We start from the raw sequence: 19483 nt of genomic DNA, 5'->3' as shown, positions 1-19483 counted from the left end.
CATGACGGCACATAAAGAAAATTCTCTTAAATTGCTTGTTTTACGCATAACTGATGCCTGTAACCTTTATTGCCGTTACTGTTATGCCCGCGGTGGCGAAAGCAAGGGAGATATGCCCTGGGAGGTGGCCCGGCGGGCAGTGGACTATGTAGCCGCCCGCAGCGGCCATTTTAAAATCCAGTTCTCCGGCGGTGAACCGCTATTAAACCTACCCCTGATCAAAAAAGTAGTCGCCTATATGCAGGAACGTAACCTGGCTGCGACCTTCCAGTTGCAAACCAATGGTACTTTGCTTACTCCAGCTATGGTTCGGGAGATAAAAAAACTGGGCCTGGCCCTGGGTGTAAGTCTTGACGGTATGCCTGAAGTTAACGATGCCTTGCGTCCTTTTCCTGACGGCAAGGGATCGACCCTGGCGACTATCCAGGGATTACAAAACCTGGCGGCAGAGCGGGTCAAAGCAGGCCTGACGGTAGTTTTAACGGCCGCGAGTACAGAACAGCTTCCCAGGCTGGTTGAGCTGGCTGCTTATTTAGGTAGCGTTCACGGCCTGTCCCTGGACTTGTTTCGTCCCCTGGGCAGGGGTGCGGAAGGTGAGTGCACAGGTCCGGATCCGGACTTGCTCCGCCGTCAGGTCAGGGCGGCCCTGGAACGGGCGCGGGAAATAGCCCGCCAGGGTGGGCCGCTGATTAGATTCCGGGAGGTGGAGAGGCTGAAATACCTGTTGACCCATAGCGGGGAACGGCGGTATTACTGTTACGCCACCACCGGCCAGTCCCTGGCGGTGCTACCCGACGGCTCTGTTTACCCCTGTGCCTCCCTGGGGGGGGTGCCGGATTTTTATCTGGGTTCCATCCTGGACCCTGATTTTTCTCACCAGGAGGCCATGGTGAGGAGAGCGTGGTGGAGGCGCAATGTTGAGAAGATGCAGGGCTGCCGGGACTGCCCGGAGAGGCTCCTCTGCGGCGGGGGATGTCTAGCCCGTGCCTATGCTTATAGCGGCCGGGTGGATATAGCCTTTCCGGGGGACTGCGAGTTGAGAAAAATATTCATGTTATGGGTGAAGGAGGAGGGGTCCTTACCTCCTTTGTCTCCTCTTTAAGAAAACGCAAAGTAATTGAGGAGGTGTTTGAGTGCTTACTGATAAAAGATTTATATATCCCTTTACCGCCATTATCGGCCAGGAGAAAATGCAGAAAGGGTTAATCTTGAATGCCATTAACCCTCGCCTGGGCGGGATCCTCATCCGGGGAGAAAAGGGCACGGCCAAATCTACGGCCGTACGCGCTCTAGCGGCCCTGTTACCGGAAATAGAGGTTGTCGCCGGTTGTCCTTATAATTGTGATCCTGAAGATTATAACCGCCTATGTCTTAACTGCAGGGAAAGACTGGCCCGGGGAGAAAAGCTACCCCGGGTCAGGCGCAGGGTCCCGGTCATTGATCTGCCCATATCAGCCACCGAAGACCGCCTGGTAGGGAGCCTGGACTTCGAATATGCCATCAAACACGGACGTCCCCGTTTTGAACCTGGGATACTGGCCCGCGCCAACCGGGGCATCATCTATGTCGACGAAGTAAACCTGCTGGACGATCACCTGGTGGATGTCCTTCTAGATGCAGCCGCCATGGGGGTAAACATCGTCGAAAGGGAAGGAATTTCCTATATCCACCCGGCAGAATTCATCCTCGTCGGTACTATGAACCCGGAAGAAGGGGAGTTAAGGCCCCAGCTTTTAGACCGTTTTGGCCTCTGCGTGCAGATTGAAGGTGTACACGACCCCGGGCAGCGGGTAGAAATAATTAAACGCCGGGGAGCCTTTGAAGCCGACCCCTTAAGATTTCTCACCCAGTGGGCAGGAGAAGAAGAGCGTTTACGCGAAAAAATCCTTACCGCCCGGCAAATCTTACCCCGGGTAACTATCAGGGAAGAATTGTTGGCATTAATAGCCCGGTTATGCGTAGAATCCTGCACCGCCGGCCACCGGGCTGACATCATAATGACGGCAACAGCGCGCACCATCGCCGCCCTCGCAGGGCGGGAAGAAGTGACCGAGGCTGACGTACAGGAGGCAGCGGAACTGGTCCTGCCCCACCGGGTGCGGGAAGCCCCGGCGCCGCCTCCAGAACAATCCCAGCCGCCTGAAACCCGGGAGGAACCGCCACAGCAAGAAGAAAATCCCGAAGCAACGCCGGAGCAGGCGGAAGCCCCACCTGAACAGCCCCGGGAAAACGACGGCCAGGAATCAGGGGAAGAACCTCATGGTGAGGAACATAACGGGGAGCCTGAAGAAGGAGAGAATACTCCTGCGCCCCCTCAAGGCCAGGACGTGGTTTTCGCTGTGGGCCAGCCTTTTGCCGTCCGGCGTATTACCCACGGGCGGGACCGCATTTTGCGCAAAGGTTCCGGCCGTCGCTCGCGCACCAGGACGGCTACCAGGGCAGGCAGATATGTCCGGGCGACTGCCTGGCTACAAAATAACGACCTGGCCTTTGACGCTACCTTAAGGGCGGCGGCCCCTCATCAGGTTTACCGGGAAAAGAATGGTATGGCCATAGCCATCGAAAAAGGAGATTTTCGTTCCAAAGTACGGGAAAAACGCATCGGTAATTTCCTGCTTTTTGTGGTGGATGCCAGCGGTTCCATGGGGGTCCAGCAGCGGATGGTAGAGACTAAAGGGGCGATTCTTTCCCTCTTGCTGGATGCCTATCAGAAACGGGATAAAATCGGCCTGGTAGCCTTCAAAGGAAAGACAGCCGAAGTACTGCTGCCGCCTACCAACAGCGTGGAAATGGGATACAAACTGCTCCAGGAACTACCTACCGGCGGGCGGACCCCTCTGTCGGCAGGCTTACTTAAGGCATATGACATCATCAAAACTCATTTTTATAAAGATCCTAACCTTGATCCTCTTTTAATCCTTATTTCCGATGGCCGCGCCAATGTGAGCATGGGGGAGGATAAGCCCCTCCTGGAGGCACGACGGGTGGCGGAGATAATCCGTAACGATGCCAGAATCAAAACTCTGGTGGTAGATGTAGAAAAGGACGGCCTGCTTACCTTTGGCCTGGCCCGGGAACTGGCCGCTGCTTTAGGAGCAGAATATTACCGGATAGACGAGCTAAAAGCCGGCACCCTGGTCCAGGTAGTGCGGGAGATGCAAGGTTCCGGTGCTGTGGCAAAATTAAAAGAAATCTGCTAGCCAGGGGATCCTTAAACCAACATTTTTCATGATAGGAGATGAAGTGCGTGCAACCCGAAACTATTATTTACCCCTTTGCTGCCCTGGTAGGGCAGGAAGAAATGAAAAAAGGCTTGCTTTTAAACGCCGTCAACCCTAAACTTTCCGGGATTCTCATTCGCGGGGAAAAAGGAACGGCCAAGTCAACCGCCGTGCGGGCCCTGGCGGCTTTGCTACCGGAGATAGAGGTGGTGGCTGATTGTCCATTTAGCTGTGATCCTGCGGATATTACCACCATGTGTTCAAGTTGTCGCCAGCGGCTAGAGGCCGGTGAAGAACTACCGCGGACCCGGCGGAGAATGCGGGTAGTAGATTTGCCCGTTTCCGCCACCGAAGATCGGGTAGTTGGTACCCTGGACATTGAACGGGCCATAAAAAAAGGTGAAAAGCATTTTGAACCCGGTGTCCTAGCCCAGGCCAACCGGGGCATTCTTTATGTAGACGAAGTAAACCTTCTCGATGACCATGTGGTGGATGTGCTTCTGGATTCCGCAGCCATGGGTGTAAATACTGTCGAGCGGGAAGGCGTATCTTTCACCCACCCGGCCAATTTCATCCTGGTCGGTACCATGAACCCGGAGGAAGGGGAACTAAGACCTCAGCTTTTAGACCGCTTTGGCCTTTGCGTAAATATCACTGGCATCCTGGATCCCGGGGAAAGGGTAGAAATCATTAAACGCCGGGTTGCCTTTGAAGAAGATCCGGAAGGGTTTATTGCCCGGTGGGAAGAGGAGCAGGAAAAGCTACGCCGGCAAATTTTGACGGCTATAGAGATTTTACCGCAAGTAGAAATGCCGGAGGAAATCCTTTATCTCATTGCGAAGATCGCCATTGAAATGGGTGTAGACGGCCACCGGGCCGACCTGGTGATGATGAAGGCGGCCAGAACTATGGCTGCCCTGGACGGGCGTACCGAGGTAATACCCGACGATGTCTACGCCATAGTAAACCTCGCCCTGCTCCACCGCATGCGCCGCCAGCCGTTCCAGGAGATGCATGTCGACCAGGCAAAACTGCAGGAGGTACTTGCGCAGTGATTGAACTCCAGGGGCTTACCAAGCATTATGGTAATATTGTGGCCGTAGCCGGACTGAACCTCCAGATCAAAAGCGGAGAAATCTTTGCTTTACTTGGCCCAAATGGTGCCGGCAAAACTACCACTGTGAGGATGCTGACTATGCTAACCAGGCCCAGCAGCGGCAGGGCACTGATCAACGGCTACGATGTAACGCGGGATTTAGGTAAGGTGAAACAAGCAATTGGCGTAGTGCCCCAGCAGATGAACCTGGACCAGGAACTTACTGCCTGGGAAAATCTGGAACTGCATGGCCGCCTGCATAAGATGTCCACTAAAGAGCGGCAAGAAAGGATTAATGAACTCTTAGCTTATGTGGAACTGGAGGAGCGGGCCGATGACCTGGTGAGTAAATTTTCCGGCGGGATGAAGCGACGGCTGATGATCGCCCGGGCGCTGATGCACCGGCCGCGCGTCCTTTTCCTGGACGAGCCTACGGTGGGTCTGGACCCCCAGACCCGCCGGAAAATCTGGGATTTAATCCGGCGGATGAATACTGAGGGGATGACCGTACTCTTGACCACCCATTACATTGAAGAAGCCGAGATGCTCTGCCACCGGGTAGGCATTATGGACCGGGGGCAACTCATTGCCCTGGGTACGCCCGGCGAGCTGAAACAAAAAGTAGGGGAAGTGGCTGTAGAGTCCTTTGCGGGTACGGAAACAGGGTATAAACTCTTCTCCTGCCGGGAGGAGGCCCTGGATTATGCCCGCAAAGTAACAGGCAATGTTTTAATTCGCGCTACTAACCTGGAAGACGTTTTTATTGAGTTAACAGGGCGGAAGGTGAATGATTAACATGGAGTTTTATACGGTTTTCTGGCGGGAAATGATTGTCCTTAAGCGTACCTTCTATAAATTTTTTGCTTCGCGGTTGGTGAGTCCCTTCCTGTACCTGGTGGCTTTCGGCTGGGGCCTGGGCCGGGGCATTCGCATAGACGGGGGTAATTACCTGGAATTTGTCGTACCCGGCATTATCGCCCTTTCGGCTATGAACACCAGCTTTAACGCCGTAGGCATTTCCCTGAACATCAGCCGCTTATACTATAAAACCTTAGAAGAATACCTGATTGCTCCCTTAAGCGCCGGCTCCTTTGTTTTCGGTCAAGTCCTGGCGGGTACGGTGCGCGGCCTGATTGCTTCTTTGATTATCCTGGGCCTGGCTTTTTTATTCGGGGCAAAATTGGCCCTGAACGCCTGGTTTTTCATAATTATAATTTTGACCTGTTTTCTTTTTGCCGCCTTAGGCGTGGTGGCGGCCATGACCATCAACTCCCATGAGGACATGTCCAACTTTTCTACCTTTGTTATCTTGCCCATGTCTTTTTTGAGCGGCACCTTTTTCCTGCCGGACCGCCTGCCCCAGGGCGTGGCTTATCTCATTGAAGCCCTGCCCCTGACCCATACCAGTTATGCTTTGCGGGCCCTGGCCCAGGGCCAGGGCCTCCTGCCCGTCTCCCTGGCAGTGCTGGCTGGTTATGCAGCCCTATTGTTCATTGCTGCAGTGGTAGCCGTGCAGAAGGTACGATAAGGTTTTAATCGGCCGGCTTTTAAGCCGGGTAAACAAATGGTACAATACCACTAAAGGAAATGTCCCGGGAGGGATGAACATGGCCGTTAACGAGGTTAAATTTACTTACGAGGACTATTGCCAGCTACCGGAGGATAAAAGGTACGAGCTCATCGGGGGGAAGCTGTATATGGTACCGGCACCGAGTGTCATCCACCAGATGGTTTCCGGGAACCTGGAGTTTATTTTACGCCAACATGTGGAAGAACAAAAGATAGGAATAATTCTCCACTCCCCTATTGATGTTTATTTAACACCGGAAGACGTCGTCCAACCGGACATAATCTTTATAAGCAACGAAAGACGGGCCATCATCACTGAAGCCAATATCAAAGGCGGGCCGGACCTGGTAATTGAAATTCTCTCCCCTTCTACCGCTGAGCGGGATCAGGTAATCAAGAAAAAGTTATATGCCGCCCACCATGTGCGGGAGATATGGTTTGTCCACCCGGTAGCCCAGACTATCGAAGTTTGCACTTTTACCCCCGGGGGAGAGAAAAAAGAGCTCTACACCCGGCGGGGCAAGCAACCTTTTACTTCCACAGTTTTACCCGAATTGGATTTAGATTTAGATCGGGTTTTTTAAGTTTCAACGGTTTATTGCTGCGGGAGAAGAAGTCCTCTGCCTGGATGCGGGTGGGGGATTTTTTATCGGGACATGACTTATAACGAAAAGTTATATTACGTATACAGGGTATCGCAGGTAAAAAGAGAATATTATATGGACAGCAGGGGAGACCTGCTGGAAAAACACTGGCTCATCCAGCCGGAACAGGGAGCGCAAAGACTGGCATATGATTTACCTGAACAATGCCGCCACTTCCTGGCCCAAGCCGGAGGCCGTCTACCAGACGGCTGACGCCTGGTTACGGCAGTTGAGCGGCAGCGTCAACCGTGGGGCCAATAAAGCGGCACTGGACGCCGGCCTGGCAGTAATGGAAACCCGGGAACTGCTGGCGGCATTTTTCGGCATCCGGGAGCCGGAACAGATAATTTTCACGCCCAATGCCACGACGGCCTTGAACCTGGCCCTCCAGGGGCTGCTGGCACCCGGCGATCATGTCGTTATCAGCAGCATGGAGCATAATGCTGTGACCAGGCCCTTATATGCCCTGCAAAACAGGGGCGTGGATTTTACCATCGTCAACTGTGCCGCCGACGGGACCATCAATCCCCTGGCAGTAGAAGAAGCCATTACACCCCGCACCAGGCTGATCTGCCTCACCCATGCCTCCAATGTTACCGGGACCATCATGCCCGTTGATGAAGTTGGCGAGATCGCCCGCCGCCACCACCTCCAGTATTTAGTAGACACGGCCCAGACGGCCGGGGAAATTCCCGTAGATGTAGAAACGGCCGGGATTACCCTGCTGGCCTTCACCGGCCATAAGGGCTTAATGGGCCCTCCCGGGACCGGCGGCCTCTATATCCGCTACCCGGATACCATCAGGCCCCTCATTTACGGCGGTACGGGTAGCGGGTCGGAGTCGTTAGCCCAGCCGGAAATACTGCCGGACAAATTTGAGAGCGGCACCATCAATGCCCCGGCCATCGCCGCCCTGGGAGCGGGGGTAAGCTTTATCCAGGAAACCGGACTGGCGGAGATCCGCCGGCATACCATGGAGTTGACGGCCCTGCTTTTAGAGGGCCTGCGGCAGGTACCGGAAGTGACTGTCTACGGCCCTGGGGAGCCGGCAAGGCAGGTGCCGGTGGTATCAGTCAATATCCGGGGCATGTCGGCAGGAGAGGCCGGCGCCTGGCTGGCGGATCATTATGAAATTGTAACCCGTTCGGGGTTACACTGCGCCCCCCTGGCTCACCAGACCATCGGTACCCTGGCCACAGGTACCCTGCGCCTGAGCCCGGGGTACTTTAACACCGCTGCTGAAATCGAGGCCACCCTGGCCGCAGTGCAGGAACTGGTAGGGGTGTTGCGGGATGCCTGACGAGCTGGTATTATTGACCTTTCCGTCCACCCATTATGCTTTAAAGGCGGAAAAAGTCGTCCGTGGGGCCGGCCTGCAAGGGCGGCTCATACCTATGCCCCGGGAGCTGAGTTCTTTGTGCGGCCTGGCCCTGGAGCTGGAGCCGGAAATAAGCGTGCCTGCTCTGGCCCTTCTTCAGGCAGCAGGCGTCAGGTTGGAAAAAAAGGTGAAGGTGGTCAAAGACCGCGGTCGTTTACGGGTAATAGAACAACTTGAGGTATGAAAAAATTAGTGAAGGAATAGATTGGCGATAAGCTTATTTATTCCTGTTGAAAGGAACGCTGAAAACCGGCGGGGAAGTGGGTCCTGGGTTGCTCTCAGGGCCTTTTAATTTAAACCTGCTACTGGTTGCCATGCTTTGCCAGGCAAAAATTTTTTCCGGTTTCAAGGGAGGGGTAACAACGGCCTGAGAAACGGCATAGCCTGATATCAGAAAGTTGCCGGCCGGCAAGGGATTGCGTGGCAAGCAAAAATGTGGGTTTCTAGCAATTCCAGGGCATTCCCGGTAAGGAAGCCGGGTAATCAGGTATCAGTTAAGAAGAGGGGAGTGCCGATGAGAGCGATCACCAGCCTCAGCAACCTCAGGCCGGGCAGTTCCGGCGAAGTAGTTTCCTTACAAGCATGGGGCCTGGCCCGGCGCCGCCTCCTGGATCTCGGGCTGGTACCGGGCACCAGGGTGGTGGCCTTACGCCGCAGTCCCAGTGGTGACCCTACGGCCTTTTTTATCCGCGGGGCAACCATTGCCCTGCGGCGGGAAGAAGGCCGGCAGGTCCTGGTACGGCCAGTATAAAGGAGGGTGGCTAGAATGGGGCTAACAAAGCAGGCGACAGGGTTTTCTACTTTACGAAAAAACTTTCTCCCGGCCGGCAGCGAAGGCTACGTGGTAGCGCTGGCCGGGAATCCCAATGCCGGCAAGAGTACGATTTTTAATGCCCTCACGGGTTTAAGGCAGCACACCGGTAACTGGCCGGGGAAAACGGTTTTACAGGCCCGGGGCAGGTTTACCCACCAGGGTCATACCTTTACCCTAGTGGATCTCCCCGGCACGTACTCCTTACTGGCCAATTCCGTCGAAGAACAGGTGGCCCGGGACTTTATTTGCTTCGGCAGGCCCGATGTTACGGTGGTGGTCGTCGATGCCACCTGCCTGGAACGCAACCTCAACCTGGTCCTCCAGGTAACGGAAATAACTAGCGCGGTGGTAGTCTGCTTGAATCTCATGGACGAAGCCCGGCGGAAAAGCATTGTGATTGACATACCCCTCCTGGCCAGCGAACTGGGAGTACCTGTGATACCGACGGCTGCCAGAAAGGGTGAGGGGCTTACCCGGTTGAAAGATGTCATCGCTGCCGTGGCTACAGGCGCACTTCAACCGGTTCCCACTCCTATAATTTATGATGACGATATTGAAGCGGCCGCAGGCCAGCTGACAAGGCAATTGCAGCCGCTTTTAAGGGGCCGGCTCAATGCCCGGTGGGTGGCCCTGCGCCTGCTGGAAGGCGACAGATCTTTATTACCGAGTATAGAACGTTTTTTAGATGTAAAATTGACTGAGCCCGCTTTACATGATGCCCATGCCGCTATGACACACGCCGCTTGCGCGGCACTAGCAGGGAGGAAGTGAGGTGCTGGCATAATGACTGGCGAGAAAACCGACCTGGTACTTAGTGAGGCCCGGCGCCTGACCGGTGACCTGGAGGATTCTTACCGCGACCGGATTGTAGCGGCCCTTTACGCCCGGGCGGAAGCCATTGCTTCCCGGGCCGTCAAGGAGGCACCTGCGCCGCGGCGGGATCTTGACTGGCGGCTGGATGCCATTTTAACCTCCAGGCTCTGGGGATACCCCATCATGCTGGCTTTGCTGGCCTTTGTCTTCTGGCTGACCCTTAAAGGGGCCAATTACCCCTCCGCGCTGCTGGCCAGCTTACTTTTTGCTTTCCAGGATATACTTACCAGTTTATTCCAACGGCTGGGTGCCCCTGCCTGGTTATATGGCATCGTGGTCCTGGGCATGTACCGCACCCTGGCCTGGGTGGTTGCCGTCATGCTGCCGCCCATGGCCATCTTTTTCCCCCTGTTTACCCTCCTGGAGGACCTGGGTTACCTGCCGCGCATTGCCTTTAACCTGGACAATTTCTTTAAAAAGGCTGGCGCTCATGGCAAGCAGGCCTTAACCATGTGCATGGGCTTCGGTTGCAATGCTGCCGGCGTCGTGGGCTGCCGCATCATTGATTCCCCCCGGGAACGGCTGTTGGCCATCCTGACCAACAATTTTTCCCCCTGCAACGGTCGTTTGCCTACGCTAATTACCCTGGCCGCTATCTTTATGGGCGGTTTGCTCACCACGGCGGCCGAGACGGCGGTAGCAACCCTCACTGTGGCCGGGATTATCTTGCTGGGTATTGTACTGATGTTTTTTACGTCCTGGTTGCTCTCCCGGACCCTCCTGAAAGGTGTACCCTCCTCCTTTACCCTGGAATTGCCCCCCTACCGGCCGCCCCAGGTGTTACGGGTAATCGCCCGCTCCGTCCTGGACCGGACCCTCTATGTGCTGGCCAGGGCTGTCCTGGTGGCCGCTCCGGCCGGAGCCTTTACCTGGGTCCTGGCCAATGTCCACCTGGGCACTTCCAGTATTATCGACCACCTGGCCGGCTGGCTGCAGCCCTTAGGAAAGACTGTGGGCCTGGATGGCTACATCCTCCTGGCCTTCATTCTGGGCCTGCCGGCCAATGAGATCGTCATCCCCATCCTGTTGATGAGTTACCTTGCCACCGGTATGCTCACAGAGGTGGATAGCCTGGCCGCGCTGGGAGAAATCCTGGTGCGGCACGGGTGGACCTGGATTACCGCCCTTAATGTCATGCTGTTTTCCCTGTTGCACTGGCCCTGCGGGACCACCCTGCTGACCATTTATAAAGAAACAAAAAGCCTGAAGTGGCCCCTCCTGGCGGCTGTCATCCCGACGGCCCTGGGCTTTGCTGCCTGCTTCCTGGCAAAGCTGCTGGCAGGTCTATTAGGAGCCGCGCTTGGGGGTTAATGCTCCCTAGTCGCTGCTGTGGCGGAACAGCCAGGCCCTGAGGTCCTCCAGTTTTTCTCCTTCCGGGTACTTGTTAAGCCGGTTCATGGCCTGGAGTTCCTCCAGGCACTCGGGATGGGTGCGAAAATACTGGACCAGGTTGCGGAACAGGCACATGGTAGGCGGCGTGATGTAATGCTCGATACCTTCTACCTGTTCTTCCACCCCTACCCGGGCGTTGAGGAGGGTTAAAAACTCTTTGAGCATGGCATCGCGCCAGACGAGGAAATATCCCAGCCGCTTCCCTTTATCGGTGAGGGCAATATGCCGGTACTTTTCGTACTGGATAAAACCTTCTTCATGGAGCTTTTGTATCATCCTGGTCACGGATGAAGGCTGGACGTTCAGGGCTCCGGCCAGGTCGACCGCCCGGACATAACCTTTTTCCTGGATTAGCCTGTAGATCATCTCCAGGTAATCTTCCATACTTTCTGTTAACATGGCTCTCCCTCCCGGAAGTTTCTTGCCTGCTAAACTTTATGCCGGGAGGCACAGTTTTTTGCCCGGACTAAAAGGCCATGGTACAGCTAAGCTGGCCGCGGCTACAAAACCCAAAAAAATAAGCCGGTTTATGACCGGCTATAGCTATCCTGCAGGTTTAAACGGGCTTTCCGATCGCCTTCCCCGGCCAGGGCCTTTTCCCCGGCCTTGACCAGCTTGCGCACCATATTGCCGCCGATTTTACCGGCTTCCCTGGTGGTCAATTCATCTCCTGCGCTGGCCAGGTCATCGTCCAGGCCCAATTCTTTGGCTGTTTCCCACTTTAATTTGTCGAGCTGTCTTTCCGTCCGCAGCCGGTCATTATCCTTTTTGTGGCCCATTTTAATCACCCCCGCAATATTGTACCGGTACAGGCAGGGAATTATGTACCTGTTAGCAGTGGTCTCACCCTTTAATGTTACGTATTTTAGCTACCAGGAGCAGCGAGGCCGGGTAGATCAGGTAAGCAGGGAGGAAATAAAACGGGAAGGCGCGACCGGCAAAGATTATCATTTGGGAAAAATTTTCATAGAGGCTCATGGTGAAAAAGGTTAGCAGAAGGCCTGCCGGCAGCACAAGGGGGCGGTAATCCTGCAGGCCTAAAAGCTGGGCCGTGCCCAGGGTAAAGGTATAGTAGACAACAGTCAGTTTCAATAAAATGGTAAAACTCCAGACGAAAATGATGACCGGTTCCAGGCGTTGCAAAAAGTCGCCAATATTAATCATCTGGATGGCTATAAGGCTGGGGAAATTAATGCGCGCCGTTTCGGATGCGCCCAGGACGATGATGTTACGCACCAGTACCAGCGTGGTGAGCAATGTTGCTATGATTACGGCCCGGGCGAAGGGAGCAAAGCTTTTTTTGGGTTCGGTTAAAAAAGGTAATAGAACCAAAAAGAAGACGGTTTCGCCAAAGGGAAAGACAAAGGCCGGGTAGACCCCGCGCAGGACAGGCAGCGGCCCCCTTTCCATAACCGGGAGGAGGGCTTCCCAGTGAACCAGTCCCGGGACAGATACAGCCAGGGCTGTGAGAACTAAAATGGCAACGATAATAAAAGGAAGTAGCAGTTCGCCCATCCGGGCCGGGACTTCTATCCCCAGGCGAACGGCGTAGGCGGCCAGGCCGGCAAAAACCCCGGCAACGATTTCCATTGGTGTTTGGGGCAAAACGATCACCTTGTATAAATCAACAACGTTACGCAAAACCAGGGCCGCCAGGTGCAGGGCGTACCAGAGAAAAATAATATTAAAGCAGATTCCCGGCCATCGCCCCAGAACCCGGCAGGCATATTGCACCGGTGATTCCCCCGGGAAACGCCGGCCGAGGGCGGTATAGCAATAGGCAGCACCCAGACCCAGGGTTCCCGCTAGAAGATAAGATATCCAGGCGTCCTGTTTGGCCGGCCCGACAGGGACGATCAGGGTAGAGGTACCAATAAGGAACCCGGTAACCAGCAGAAAAAATTGCCAGAGAGATATCCTGCCTTTTTCACCCACGGTTACTTCCTCTTGGCGACCGGTCAGTATTTCCTAATTAATATTTCCGCTTAAAGGGAAAATATACAACTGCTCTTGACCGCCGTTACCAGGTTTTTTAAATTTCGGTCTCTAGCGTATTTTATGCTGATATTACAAGCTATTCCATATCGAGGCGTTCCTGGTATATAAACCCCTAATGGGTTTCATACTAGTTCCATCAAGTGCCAAGTTTTTGGCTAGAGAAGGTGCTGGCTTTGCTCTGGTTATGGCGCCTTTTATGGCGCGAAGCCACCCCCGGCAGGCAAACTTCAAACGAACACGCCCTGCCGATAAATACCAGGCTGGTAGTCAACATCGATTACCTTAAAAAAACCTTCGGCCGGAGTGAGGACCTGGTCATCAGGGAGATAGAGCTGCCGGGCCAAAAACTGGCGCTGGTTTACCTGGAAACCCTGATCGACCGGGATGTGGTCCAGCGGGATATCCTGCGTTCCCTGTTAGCCTTGCAGGCAGTACCGCTACCGGGGGACGAGGCAAAATTTAGCCGGTTGATCCGTGCCAGGTTAACCATCGGCGATCTTCAAGAAGAGCGGCTGTGGTCAAAGATAATCGCCGGTTTACTGGACGGCAAGGCAGTTTTAATGGTTGAAGGTTACAACCGGTGCCTGCTGCTCAGTATAGAAGGTTGGGAAAAAAGGCCGGTAGAAGAACCTGTCAATGAAGTTAGTATCCGTGGCCCCCGCGAGGGATTTGCTGAAAATTTAGCAACGAATATCTCTCTCATCAGGCGGCGGCTGCGTGCGCCCGAGCTTCGTTTTGAAGCTATGAACCTGGGCCGGCGCACTCGCACCAAGGTGGTTATCTGTTACCTGGAAGGACTGGTATTAAAGGGAATTCTGGAAGAACTCCGCCGCCGGTTGCAGCGCATTGATATTGACGGTATCCTGGAAAGCGGCTATATTGAGGAACTCATTGAAGACGCTCCCCATTCCCCCTTTCCCCAGCTTAACCGCACGGAAAGGCCGGATAAACTGGTTGCCGATTTATTAGAAGGCAGGATAGCCGTCCTGACTGATGGTACACCTTTTGCCCTGATCCTCCCGGGTAGCCTGGTATCCCAGTTGCATGCCCCGGACGATTATTATGAGCGCTGGCCTTTAAGTATAGGGGTTCGCCTGTTCCGCTTTTTAGGAATATTTATCGCCCTGCTACTGCCGTCCCTTTATGTAGCTTTGACTACCTTTCACCAGGAAATGATTCCTACTCCCCTGGCAATTTCTATCGCTGCCCAGCGTGAACTGGTGCCGTACCCGGCCGTTGTTGAAGCTTTAATCATGCAGGTACTCTTTGAAATTCTCATTGAAGCCGGCATAAGGTTGCCCCGGGCCATTGGCCCGGCGATCAGCATCGTAGGAGCCCTGGTTATCGGTGAAGCAGCCGTCCGGGCGGGGCTGATGTCTGCGGCAATGGTTATTGTTATTGCAGCTACGGCCATCGCTTCGTTTACTATACCTACTTTTGGCCTCAGCCAGGCCGTGAGGATGCTCCGCTTGCCAATGGTTTTTTTAGCCGGTTTTTTGGGCCTGCTCGGCATTTTTGCCGGCTTGCTGGTAATTTTAATCCACCTGGTGAGCCTGAGGAGTTTTGGTGAGCCTTTTCTCAGCCCCCTGGCACCATTTATTTGGGAAGCGCAAAAAGACCTGGTGGTGAGGGTGCCCTGGTGGGCCATGCTCTGGCGGCCCGTACTCACCGGCTGGCGAGATTTGCGGCGCATAAAACCCGGCCTGCACCCTTTTATTACAGCCAGAGATAAAAATGCCCGGGACGAACTGGAAACGCGTTTGGGTGAAGATAAGAAAAAAAGCGTTACAGCCAGGAAAAAGGGGAGAAAGAAGATGGGGAAGCCGGCGAGGAAGATTTAATTATACTTGCAAAAAGACCGGCTTATAGCGTTCAGTGGCGCATTCGAACAGGAAGTGGTATATTGGCTTTTAAAGACAGGAGCAATTTTTTATATGCAACTTATGGCCTGGTAGCCATCTTGATGGCTATATTCTTGAGCGGCTGCTGGGATCGCCGGGAGATAAATGAACTGGCCTTCCTGTCCAGCATGGCGGTAGACCTGGCAGGAGAGCAGCGTCTTTTAACCTATGAATTCGTTCGGCCGGGTGTGACCGGCGGGGGTGAAAGGGGAGGAGGGGGAACTTTACCTCATCGCCAGGCCACCCTCCGCAATGGCTGGGGAGAAACCCTTATAGCCGCCTGCCGGCAAATTACCACCGGTCTCCCCCGCCGGGTTTATCTGGCCCATACTAACGCTGTACTGGTAGGAGAAGAAATGGCCCGCCAGGGCCTGGGAGAGTTACTCGATTTTATTGACCGGCACCCGGAATTACGCCGCACGACTTTAATCCTGCTTACCCGGGGAGCAGCACGGGAGGTATTAATCAAAGAGCAGGGGGACATGGAATCTAACCTGGGCAAGGAAATAAGCGGTCTCCATAAGTGGGTGCAGAGCAGCGGCTACGGTTTTATTCCCAATGTCAACGACGTTTTTTTTGATTTATCCAGTGAAGCGGCAACCACTGTCCTGCCGGTAGTGGAGCTCAGCCCCCAGCCGTTCCCGCCCCTTATTGGCACTGCTGCGCCGTCAAGCAGCGGCGGTTCCCGGGAAACCGGGGGTACAGAGGGACGGGTAAAGGAACCGGAAACAGTAAGGACGGTGCGCCTCAACGGCGCCGGCCTATTTTACCACGACAAACTGGTGGCGTGGTTGGATAAAGAGCAAACCCGCGGCTGGGCCTGGGTGCGCAATAAAGTGCGACGGGCCGTACTGGCGTTAAGCTGTCAGGAAAATAATACGAAGGTTGCCGTAGATATTACTGAGGCCCACGCAGAAGTAAGCATCGACATGCAAGGGGGCCAGCTCCAGGGCAAGATCAAGGTCAAGGTGGAGGGCGAGCTTCTGGAACAGCAGTGCAGCCTGGACTTTACCAGGGAAGAGGCCATTAAATCGCTAGAAAGCCGGATGGCAGATCAGATTACGGCTGAAATCAGCAGTGCCCTCAATCAGGCCAAGACGGCAGGAACTGATGTTTTCGGCTTCGGCGGCGTCCTCCACCGCCGGCACCTTGAACTGTGGCGCCAGTTACAGGGACGCTGGAACGAAGAATTTAAAAAGCTGCCTGTTACCATCAGCGTGGAAGCTAAATTAAGACGTACCGGGATGACAGGTCGTCCCTGGCAGCCCGGGGCGCGCTAGTTAAAGCAACCGGCTCCCTGCTAAGACTTGTTATGTAAGGAGTGCCTTAATGGCAGGTTTGTTCATTTTAGTGGTTGTATATACCATTATCTTCCTCCTGGATGTCCCGCCCCTGGTCCGGCGCCGGGCCTGGCGGGAACTAGTCGCTTTTGCCGTCCTCTCCCTCCTGGGGCTGGCCCTGGGGGTCCCCTGGTCCCTGGGGCATAAAATATTCTTTCCTTCGGAGGCACTCATAAAATTTTTTGAGCCGCTGGCCCGGCTCGTCCTGGGCCCCCAGGAATAAGGCAGCTGCTGAAAAGAGATTACGGGTTTCCGGTTTTCTGGTAGTATGGTAAAATATTTAAGCGGAGGAACAAAACAACCTTTCCAGGAGCGCGGCATCGCTTTGCTTCATTTCCTGGCGCACAGCGTTGCCTGGGCTCAATTTTGGCCTTAGTGAGGAGTGCCAGGTATTACTGATGGTAAAACCCAGGCCACCTGTAAAATGGGCAGGGGGGAAAGGTCAGCTATTACTGCAATTTGAACTCCTTTTCCCGGAAAAGTTTAACCTTTATTTAGAACCGTTTTTAGGCGGCGGAGCCGTATTTTTTCATTTAATGCCCCCTGAAGCCGTGCTTATGGACAACAATCCGGAACTGATTAATTTTTATCTGGTAGTGCGGGATAGTTTAGAGCTCTTGCTCGCCGACTTAAAAAAGCATCGTAACGACAGGGAGTATTACTATGCCATCCGGTCGCAAGACCCGGAACAGTTGGATAAAGTAAGCCGGGCCTCCCGTTTTCTTTATTTAAACAAAACGGCTTATAACGGCCTGTGGCGGGTCAACCGCCAGGGCAAATACAACGTCCCTTTTGGCCGCTACAAACACCCGAAGATAGTAGATGAGGAGAACCTCCGTGCTGTCAATACCGCCCTCCAACGGGCAAGGATTATCCCCGGGGATTTTAGCGAAGTTTTACATTATGCCCGACCGGGTGATTTTGTGTACTTTGACCCGCCCTACCATCCCGTGTCAACAACGGCTTACTTTACAAGCTATACTTCGGAATCCTTTGGCAAAGAAGATCAGGAGCGGCTGGCCGGAGTCTTTAAGCTCCTTGATAGGAGAAATTGTCTGGTGATGCTCAGTAATTCTGATACTCCTTTTATCAGGGAGCTTTATCGTGGCTATGATATTACAGAAGTACATGCCCGGAGGGTCATAAGCTGCCGCGCCGACAGGCGCGGACCGGTAACTGAACTGGTAATCAGGAATTACAGTTAGGGAGTAATTGCCAAATAGCGGCCGTTATTGCCCGAACAAATATTACATGACACCAAAGGCAAACACATAGCGACAGGTTTAATTGGTAACGCCGGTCCTGATGCGCGCTAATAGCTAAGCGCCTGGGCTGGCGCTGATTACTACACTGCCTCGTAGTAGCGCAAAATATGATACTCATTATCGCGTTGGGCGGGCCGGAAACCGGCCGCCCGGATGCAGCGGAGGAGCTCCTCCTGATCGGCGTGGAAGGAAGCCCCTGCCGCCCGGACTACGTTTTCCTCCAGCATAGTGGAACCGAAATCGTTGGCGCCAAAGAAAAGGGCCGTCTGGGCTATCTTGGTTCCCTGGGTTACCCAGGAGACCTGGATATTGGGGAAGTTATCCAGGTAAATCCGGGAAAGGGCGAGTATGCGCAGGTATTCGCAGGCGCCTGCCTCCTCACCACCCAGGTCGGTATTGCCGGGTTGGAAACTCCAGGGAATAAAGGCCGTGAAGCCACCGGTTTCATCCTGCAGCTGCCGGATAGCCTCCAGGTGGGCAATTCTTTCACCGATAGTTTCTCCCAACCCGAAAACCATAGTGGCCGTTGATTTCATTCCCAGGGCATGGGCTGCACGCATCACCTCCAGCCAGCGGGACGTGGAGGTCTTTTTAGGGCTAACCCGGTTACGAACACTGTCGACCAGAATCTCCGCCCCTCCGCCGGGCAAGGAATCGAGCCCCGCTTTCTTCAGCCGCTGCAAAACCTCGGCCACCGGCAGCCGTTCTTTCCGGGCCAGGTCGTCGATTTCTACGGGGGATAGGGAATGAAGGGTGACCGGATAGCGAGATTTAATCCAGGAAAAGAGATCCTCAAACCAGGCCAGGCCAAGTTCGGGATGCAGGCCCCCCTGCATCAGGATCTGGGTCCCACCTGCAGACAGGGTAGCCTCTATTTTACGGCCGATTTCCTCCCGGCTGAGGAGGTACCCTTCCGGATCTCCGGGCAAGCGATAGAAGGCGCAGAAACGGCAGGCATTGACGCAGATATTGGTATAGTTGATATTCCGGTCCACGACAAAGGTGACCGTCCCCTCGGGGTGCAGCTTCTGGCGGACCCGGTTGGCCAGGTAACCCAGTTCCAGCAAGCCGGCCTCTTGATAAAGGCGCTCCGCTTCATGAAAACTCAAACGCTCACCGTCAAGCACTTTGCAGGCGATAGTTTCCTTCATCTTCTCCTCCCCAAATTTCCAGAGCTACCGGATGTGGTAGTAAGCCCTCAGCATGGGCCAGGCGGTAGAAGGTTAAAAGGCCTTCCAGGTGGGGCCAATCCAGGTCATAGTTTAACAGGGTAAAATATTCCTCGATGAATTCCGGCTCCACCCCCAGCAGCCGGGCTCCTACCGCCGCCAGGGACCCCGGGTGCCTTTTTCCCCAGGCCCGGGCTGCCTGTAAAGCCTGCCAGATACCGGCCAGTTCCGCCGGGTACGCAGCCGCAAAGTCCCTCCTGGCGACCCAGAGGGCAAAGACCATTGGCTTGCCGGTTAATTGGCGCCACTCTTCCCCCAGGTCATAAACAAAGGGGTAGCGACCTGCCCGGACAACCTGCAGGGCCTCATCCCCAATAGCAAGCAATGCTTCCGGCTGGCCCCAATCCGGGGGGCTGCCGGCCGGGCGAATAAAAAGGTCTGGCGCAACGCGATAAAACCGTTGCAGGAGGATACGCAACAAAACCACGCTGGTGGCCGAATAAGGTGTAAGGGAAAGGGGCCGGTCCCCGAGTTCCGCCACCGGTACCCGGCTGACCAGGACCACGCTGCCAACCTTGCCGTGGCAGGAGATAGATAATCCCGGTAGAACCAGGGCCTCTTCTGTAAACTGCCCGTAAGCCAGGGAAGAGACGGCCGTGACCTCCAGTTCCCCTTGCCGGAAGGCCTTATTTAAAACCGCAGGGTGGTCAGCAACTATTTTGGCCGGTACTTTTACCCGCCCCGTCTCCAGAGCGTGAAATAGTGGCAGGCAGTTCAGGTAACTCACCCGGCCCAGCCGTGGCCATTCCATGCCCATCCCCAT

Annotated in this window: 20 protein-coding genes; 15 read left to right on the top strand and 5 right to left on the bottom strand. The window is 54.7% G+C overall.

The genetic code is table 11. The annotated features are described in order from the left end of the window. The first annotated feature begins 1 nt into the window (after position 1). The 11 genes from MGLY_RS16235 to MGLY_RS18065 all read left to right on the top strand — a co-directional run bounded on the left by MGLY_RS16235 (position 2) and on the right by MGLY_RS18065 (position 10906). Positions 2-1102, top strand: a complete 1101-nt coding sequence (locus MGLY_RS16235) for a radical SAM/SPASM domain-containing protein (RefSeq protein ID WP_156275613.1) — start codon at positions 2-4, stop codon at positions 1100-1102. 88 nt (positions 1103-1190) lie between these two features. Beyond that, positions 1191-3200 carry a putative cobaltochelatase gene (locus MGLY_RS16230; protein ID WP_156276565.1) on the top strand — a complete coding sequence of 670 codons (2010 nt, stop codon included), beginning with the start codon at positions 1191-1193 and terminating at the stop codon, positions 3198-3200. Between the two features lie 47 nt (positions 3201-3247). Continuing rightward, complete coding sequence (locus MGLY_RS16225) at positions 3248-4276, top strand: magnesium chelatase ATPase subunit I (protein ID WP_246187366.1); 1029 nt, start codon at positions 3248-3250, stop codon at positions 4274-4276. Further along, the gene (locus MGLY_RS16220) at positions 4273-5112 is read left to right on the top strand and encodes an ABC transporter ATP-binding protein (protein ID WP_156275609.1); all 840 of its coding nucleotides are present in this window, start codon (positions 4273-4275) and stop codon (positions 5110-5112) included. The genes MGLY_RS16225 and MGLY_RS16220 overlap by 4 nt, the downstream gene beginning before the upstream one ends. Continuing rightward, positions 5105-5845, top strand: coding sequence for an ABC transporter permease (locus MGLY_RS16215; RefSeq protein ID WP_246187365.1), 741 nt, complete (start codon positions 5105-5107; stop codon positions 5843-5845). Before MGLY_RS16220 ends, MGLY_RS16215 begins: the two co-directional genes overlap by 8 nt. Before the next feature lie 79 nt (positions 5846-5924). Then, positions 5925-6470 (top strand): Uma2 family endonuclease, encoded by a 546-nt coding sequence (locus MGLY_RS16210; RefSeq protein WP_156275607.1) that lies wholly within the window; start codon positions 5925-5927, stop codon positions 6468-6470. Between the two features lie 208 nt (positions 6471-6678). Next, positions 6679-7830 (top strand): aminotransferase class V-fold PLP-dependent enzyme, encoded by a 1152-nt coding sequence (locus MGLY_RS16205; protein WP_156275605.1) that lies wholly within the window; start codon positions 6679-6681, stop codon positions 7828-7830. Continuing rightward, the gene (locus MGLY_RS16200) at positions 7823-8092 is read left to right on the top strand and encodes a putative Se/S carrier protein (protein WP_156275603.1); all 270 of its coding nucleotides are present in this window, start codon (positions 7823-7825) and stop codon (positions 8090-8092) included. Before MGLY_RS16205 ends, MGLY_RS16200 begins: the two co-directional genes overlap by 8 nt. Positions 8093-8422: 330 nt before the next feature. Further along, on the top strand, positions 8423-8659 hold the full coding sequence (locus MGLY_RS16195) for a FeoA family protein (protein WP_156275601.1): 237 nt from the start codon (positions 8423-8425) through the stop codon (positions 8657-8659). Between the two features lie 15 nt (positions 8660-8674). Then, on the top strand, positions 8675-9493 hold the full coding sequence (locus MGLY_RS18070; RefSeq protein WP_156275599.1) for a FeoB small GTPase domain-containing protein: 819 nt from the start codon (positions 8675-8677) through the stop codon (positions 9491-9493). 12 nt (positions 9494-9505) lie between these two features. Further along, positions 9506-10906, top strand: coding sequence for a nucleoside recognition domain-containing protein (locus MGLY_RS18065; RefSeq protein WP_156275597.1), 1401 nt, complete (start codon positions 9506-9508; stop codon positions 10904-10906). Positions 10907-10912: 6 nt separating this feature from the next. Here the strand turns inward: MGLY_RS18065 and mntR are convergent, their stop codons facing one another. From mntR to MGLY_RS16170, 3 genes are all read right to left on the bottom strand, one after another. Further along, positions 10913-11386 carry a transcriptional regulator MntR gene (gene mntR, locus MGLY_RS16180; RefSeq protein WP_156275595.1) on the bottom strand — a complete coding sequence of 158 codons (474 nt, stop codon included), beginning with the start codon at positions 11384-11386 and terminating at the stop codon, positions 10913-10915. A 128-nt stretch (positions 11387-11514) separates the two neighbouring features. After that, positions 11515-11766: an alpha/beta-type small acid-soluble spore protein gene (locus MGLY_RS16175; RefSeq protein WP_156275593.1), complete on the bottom strand. Its 252-nt coding sequence runs from the start codon at positions 11764-11766 to the stop codon at positions 11515-11517. 64 nt (positions 11767-11830) lie between these two features. Continuing rightward, positions 11831-12922 carry a GerAB/ArcD/ProY family transporter gene (locus MGLY_RS16170; protein WP_156275591.1) on the bottom strand — a complete coding sequence of 364 codons (1092 nt, stop codon included), beginning with the start codon at positions 12920-12922 and terminating at the stop codon, positions 11831-11833. A 236-nt stretch (positions 12923-13158) separates the two neighbouring features. Here MGLY_RS16170 and MGLY_RS16165 point away from each other — a divergent pair, with 236 nt between their 5' ends. The 4 genes from MGLY_RS16165 to MGLY_RS16150 all read left to right on the top strand — a co-directional run bounded on the left by MGLY_RS16165 (position 13159) and on the right by MGLY_RS16150 (position 17431). Next, positions 13159-14826: a spore germination protein gene (locus MGLY_RS16165; protein ID WP_156275587.1), complete on the top strand. Its 1668-nt coding sequence runs from the start codon at positions 13159-13161 to the stop codon at positions 14824-14826. 62 nt (positions 14827-14888) lie between these two features. Then, positions 14889-16166 (top strand): Ger(x)C family spore germination protein, encoded by a 1278-nt coding sequence (locus MGLY_RS16160; protein WP_170291141.1) that lies wholly within the window; start codon positions 14889-14891, stop codon positions 16164-16166. A 58-nt stretch (positions 16167-16224) separates the two neighbouring features. Further along, positions 16225-16449, top strand: a complete 225-nt coding sequence (locus MGLY_RS16155; protein ID WP_211661941.1) for a hypothetical protein — start codon at positions 16225-16227, stop codon at positions 16447-16449. Positions 16450-16624: 175 nt separating this feature from the next. Next, on the top strand, positions 16625-17431 hold the full coding sequence (locus MGLY_RS16150; RefSeq protein WP_156275583.1) for a DNA adenine methylase: 807 nt from the start codon (positions 16625-16627) through the stop codon (positions 17429-17431). A 140-nt stretch (positions 17432-17571) separates the two neighbouring features. On the opposite strand, the gene mqnC is transcribed toward MGLY_RS16150, so the two are convergent. Both mqnC and MGLY_RS16140 read right to left on the bottom strand, forming a co-directional pair. Beyond that, entirely contained in the window at positions 17572-18642 is a 1071-nt protein-coding gene (mqnC, locus tag MGLY_RS16145) for a cyclic dehypoxanthinyl futalosine synthase (RefSeq protein WP_156275581.1), read from the bottom strand. Then, a complete protein-coding gene (locus tag MGLY_RS16140; RefSeq protein WP_246187364.1) occupies positions 18611-19477 on the bottom strand; it encodes a menaquinone biosynthetic enzyme MqnA/MqnD family protein in 867 nt (288 codons plus the stop codon). Before MGLY_RS16140 ends, mqnC begins: the two co-directional genes overlap by 32 nt. Between the last annotated feature and the right edge of the window lie 6 nt (positions 19478-19483).

Source organism: Moorella glycerini (genome assembly GCF_009735625.1).
Lineage (GTDB): Bacteria > Bacillota > DSM-521 > Neomoorellales > Neomoorellaceae > Neomoorella > Neomoorella glycerini.
Note: the sequence above shows the minus strand (reverse complement) of the source record. Positions and strands in the feature narration are given on the sequence as shown.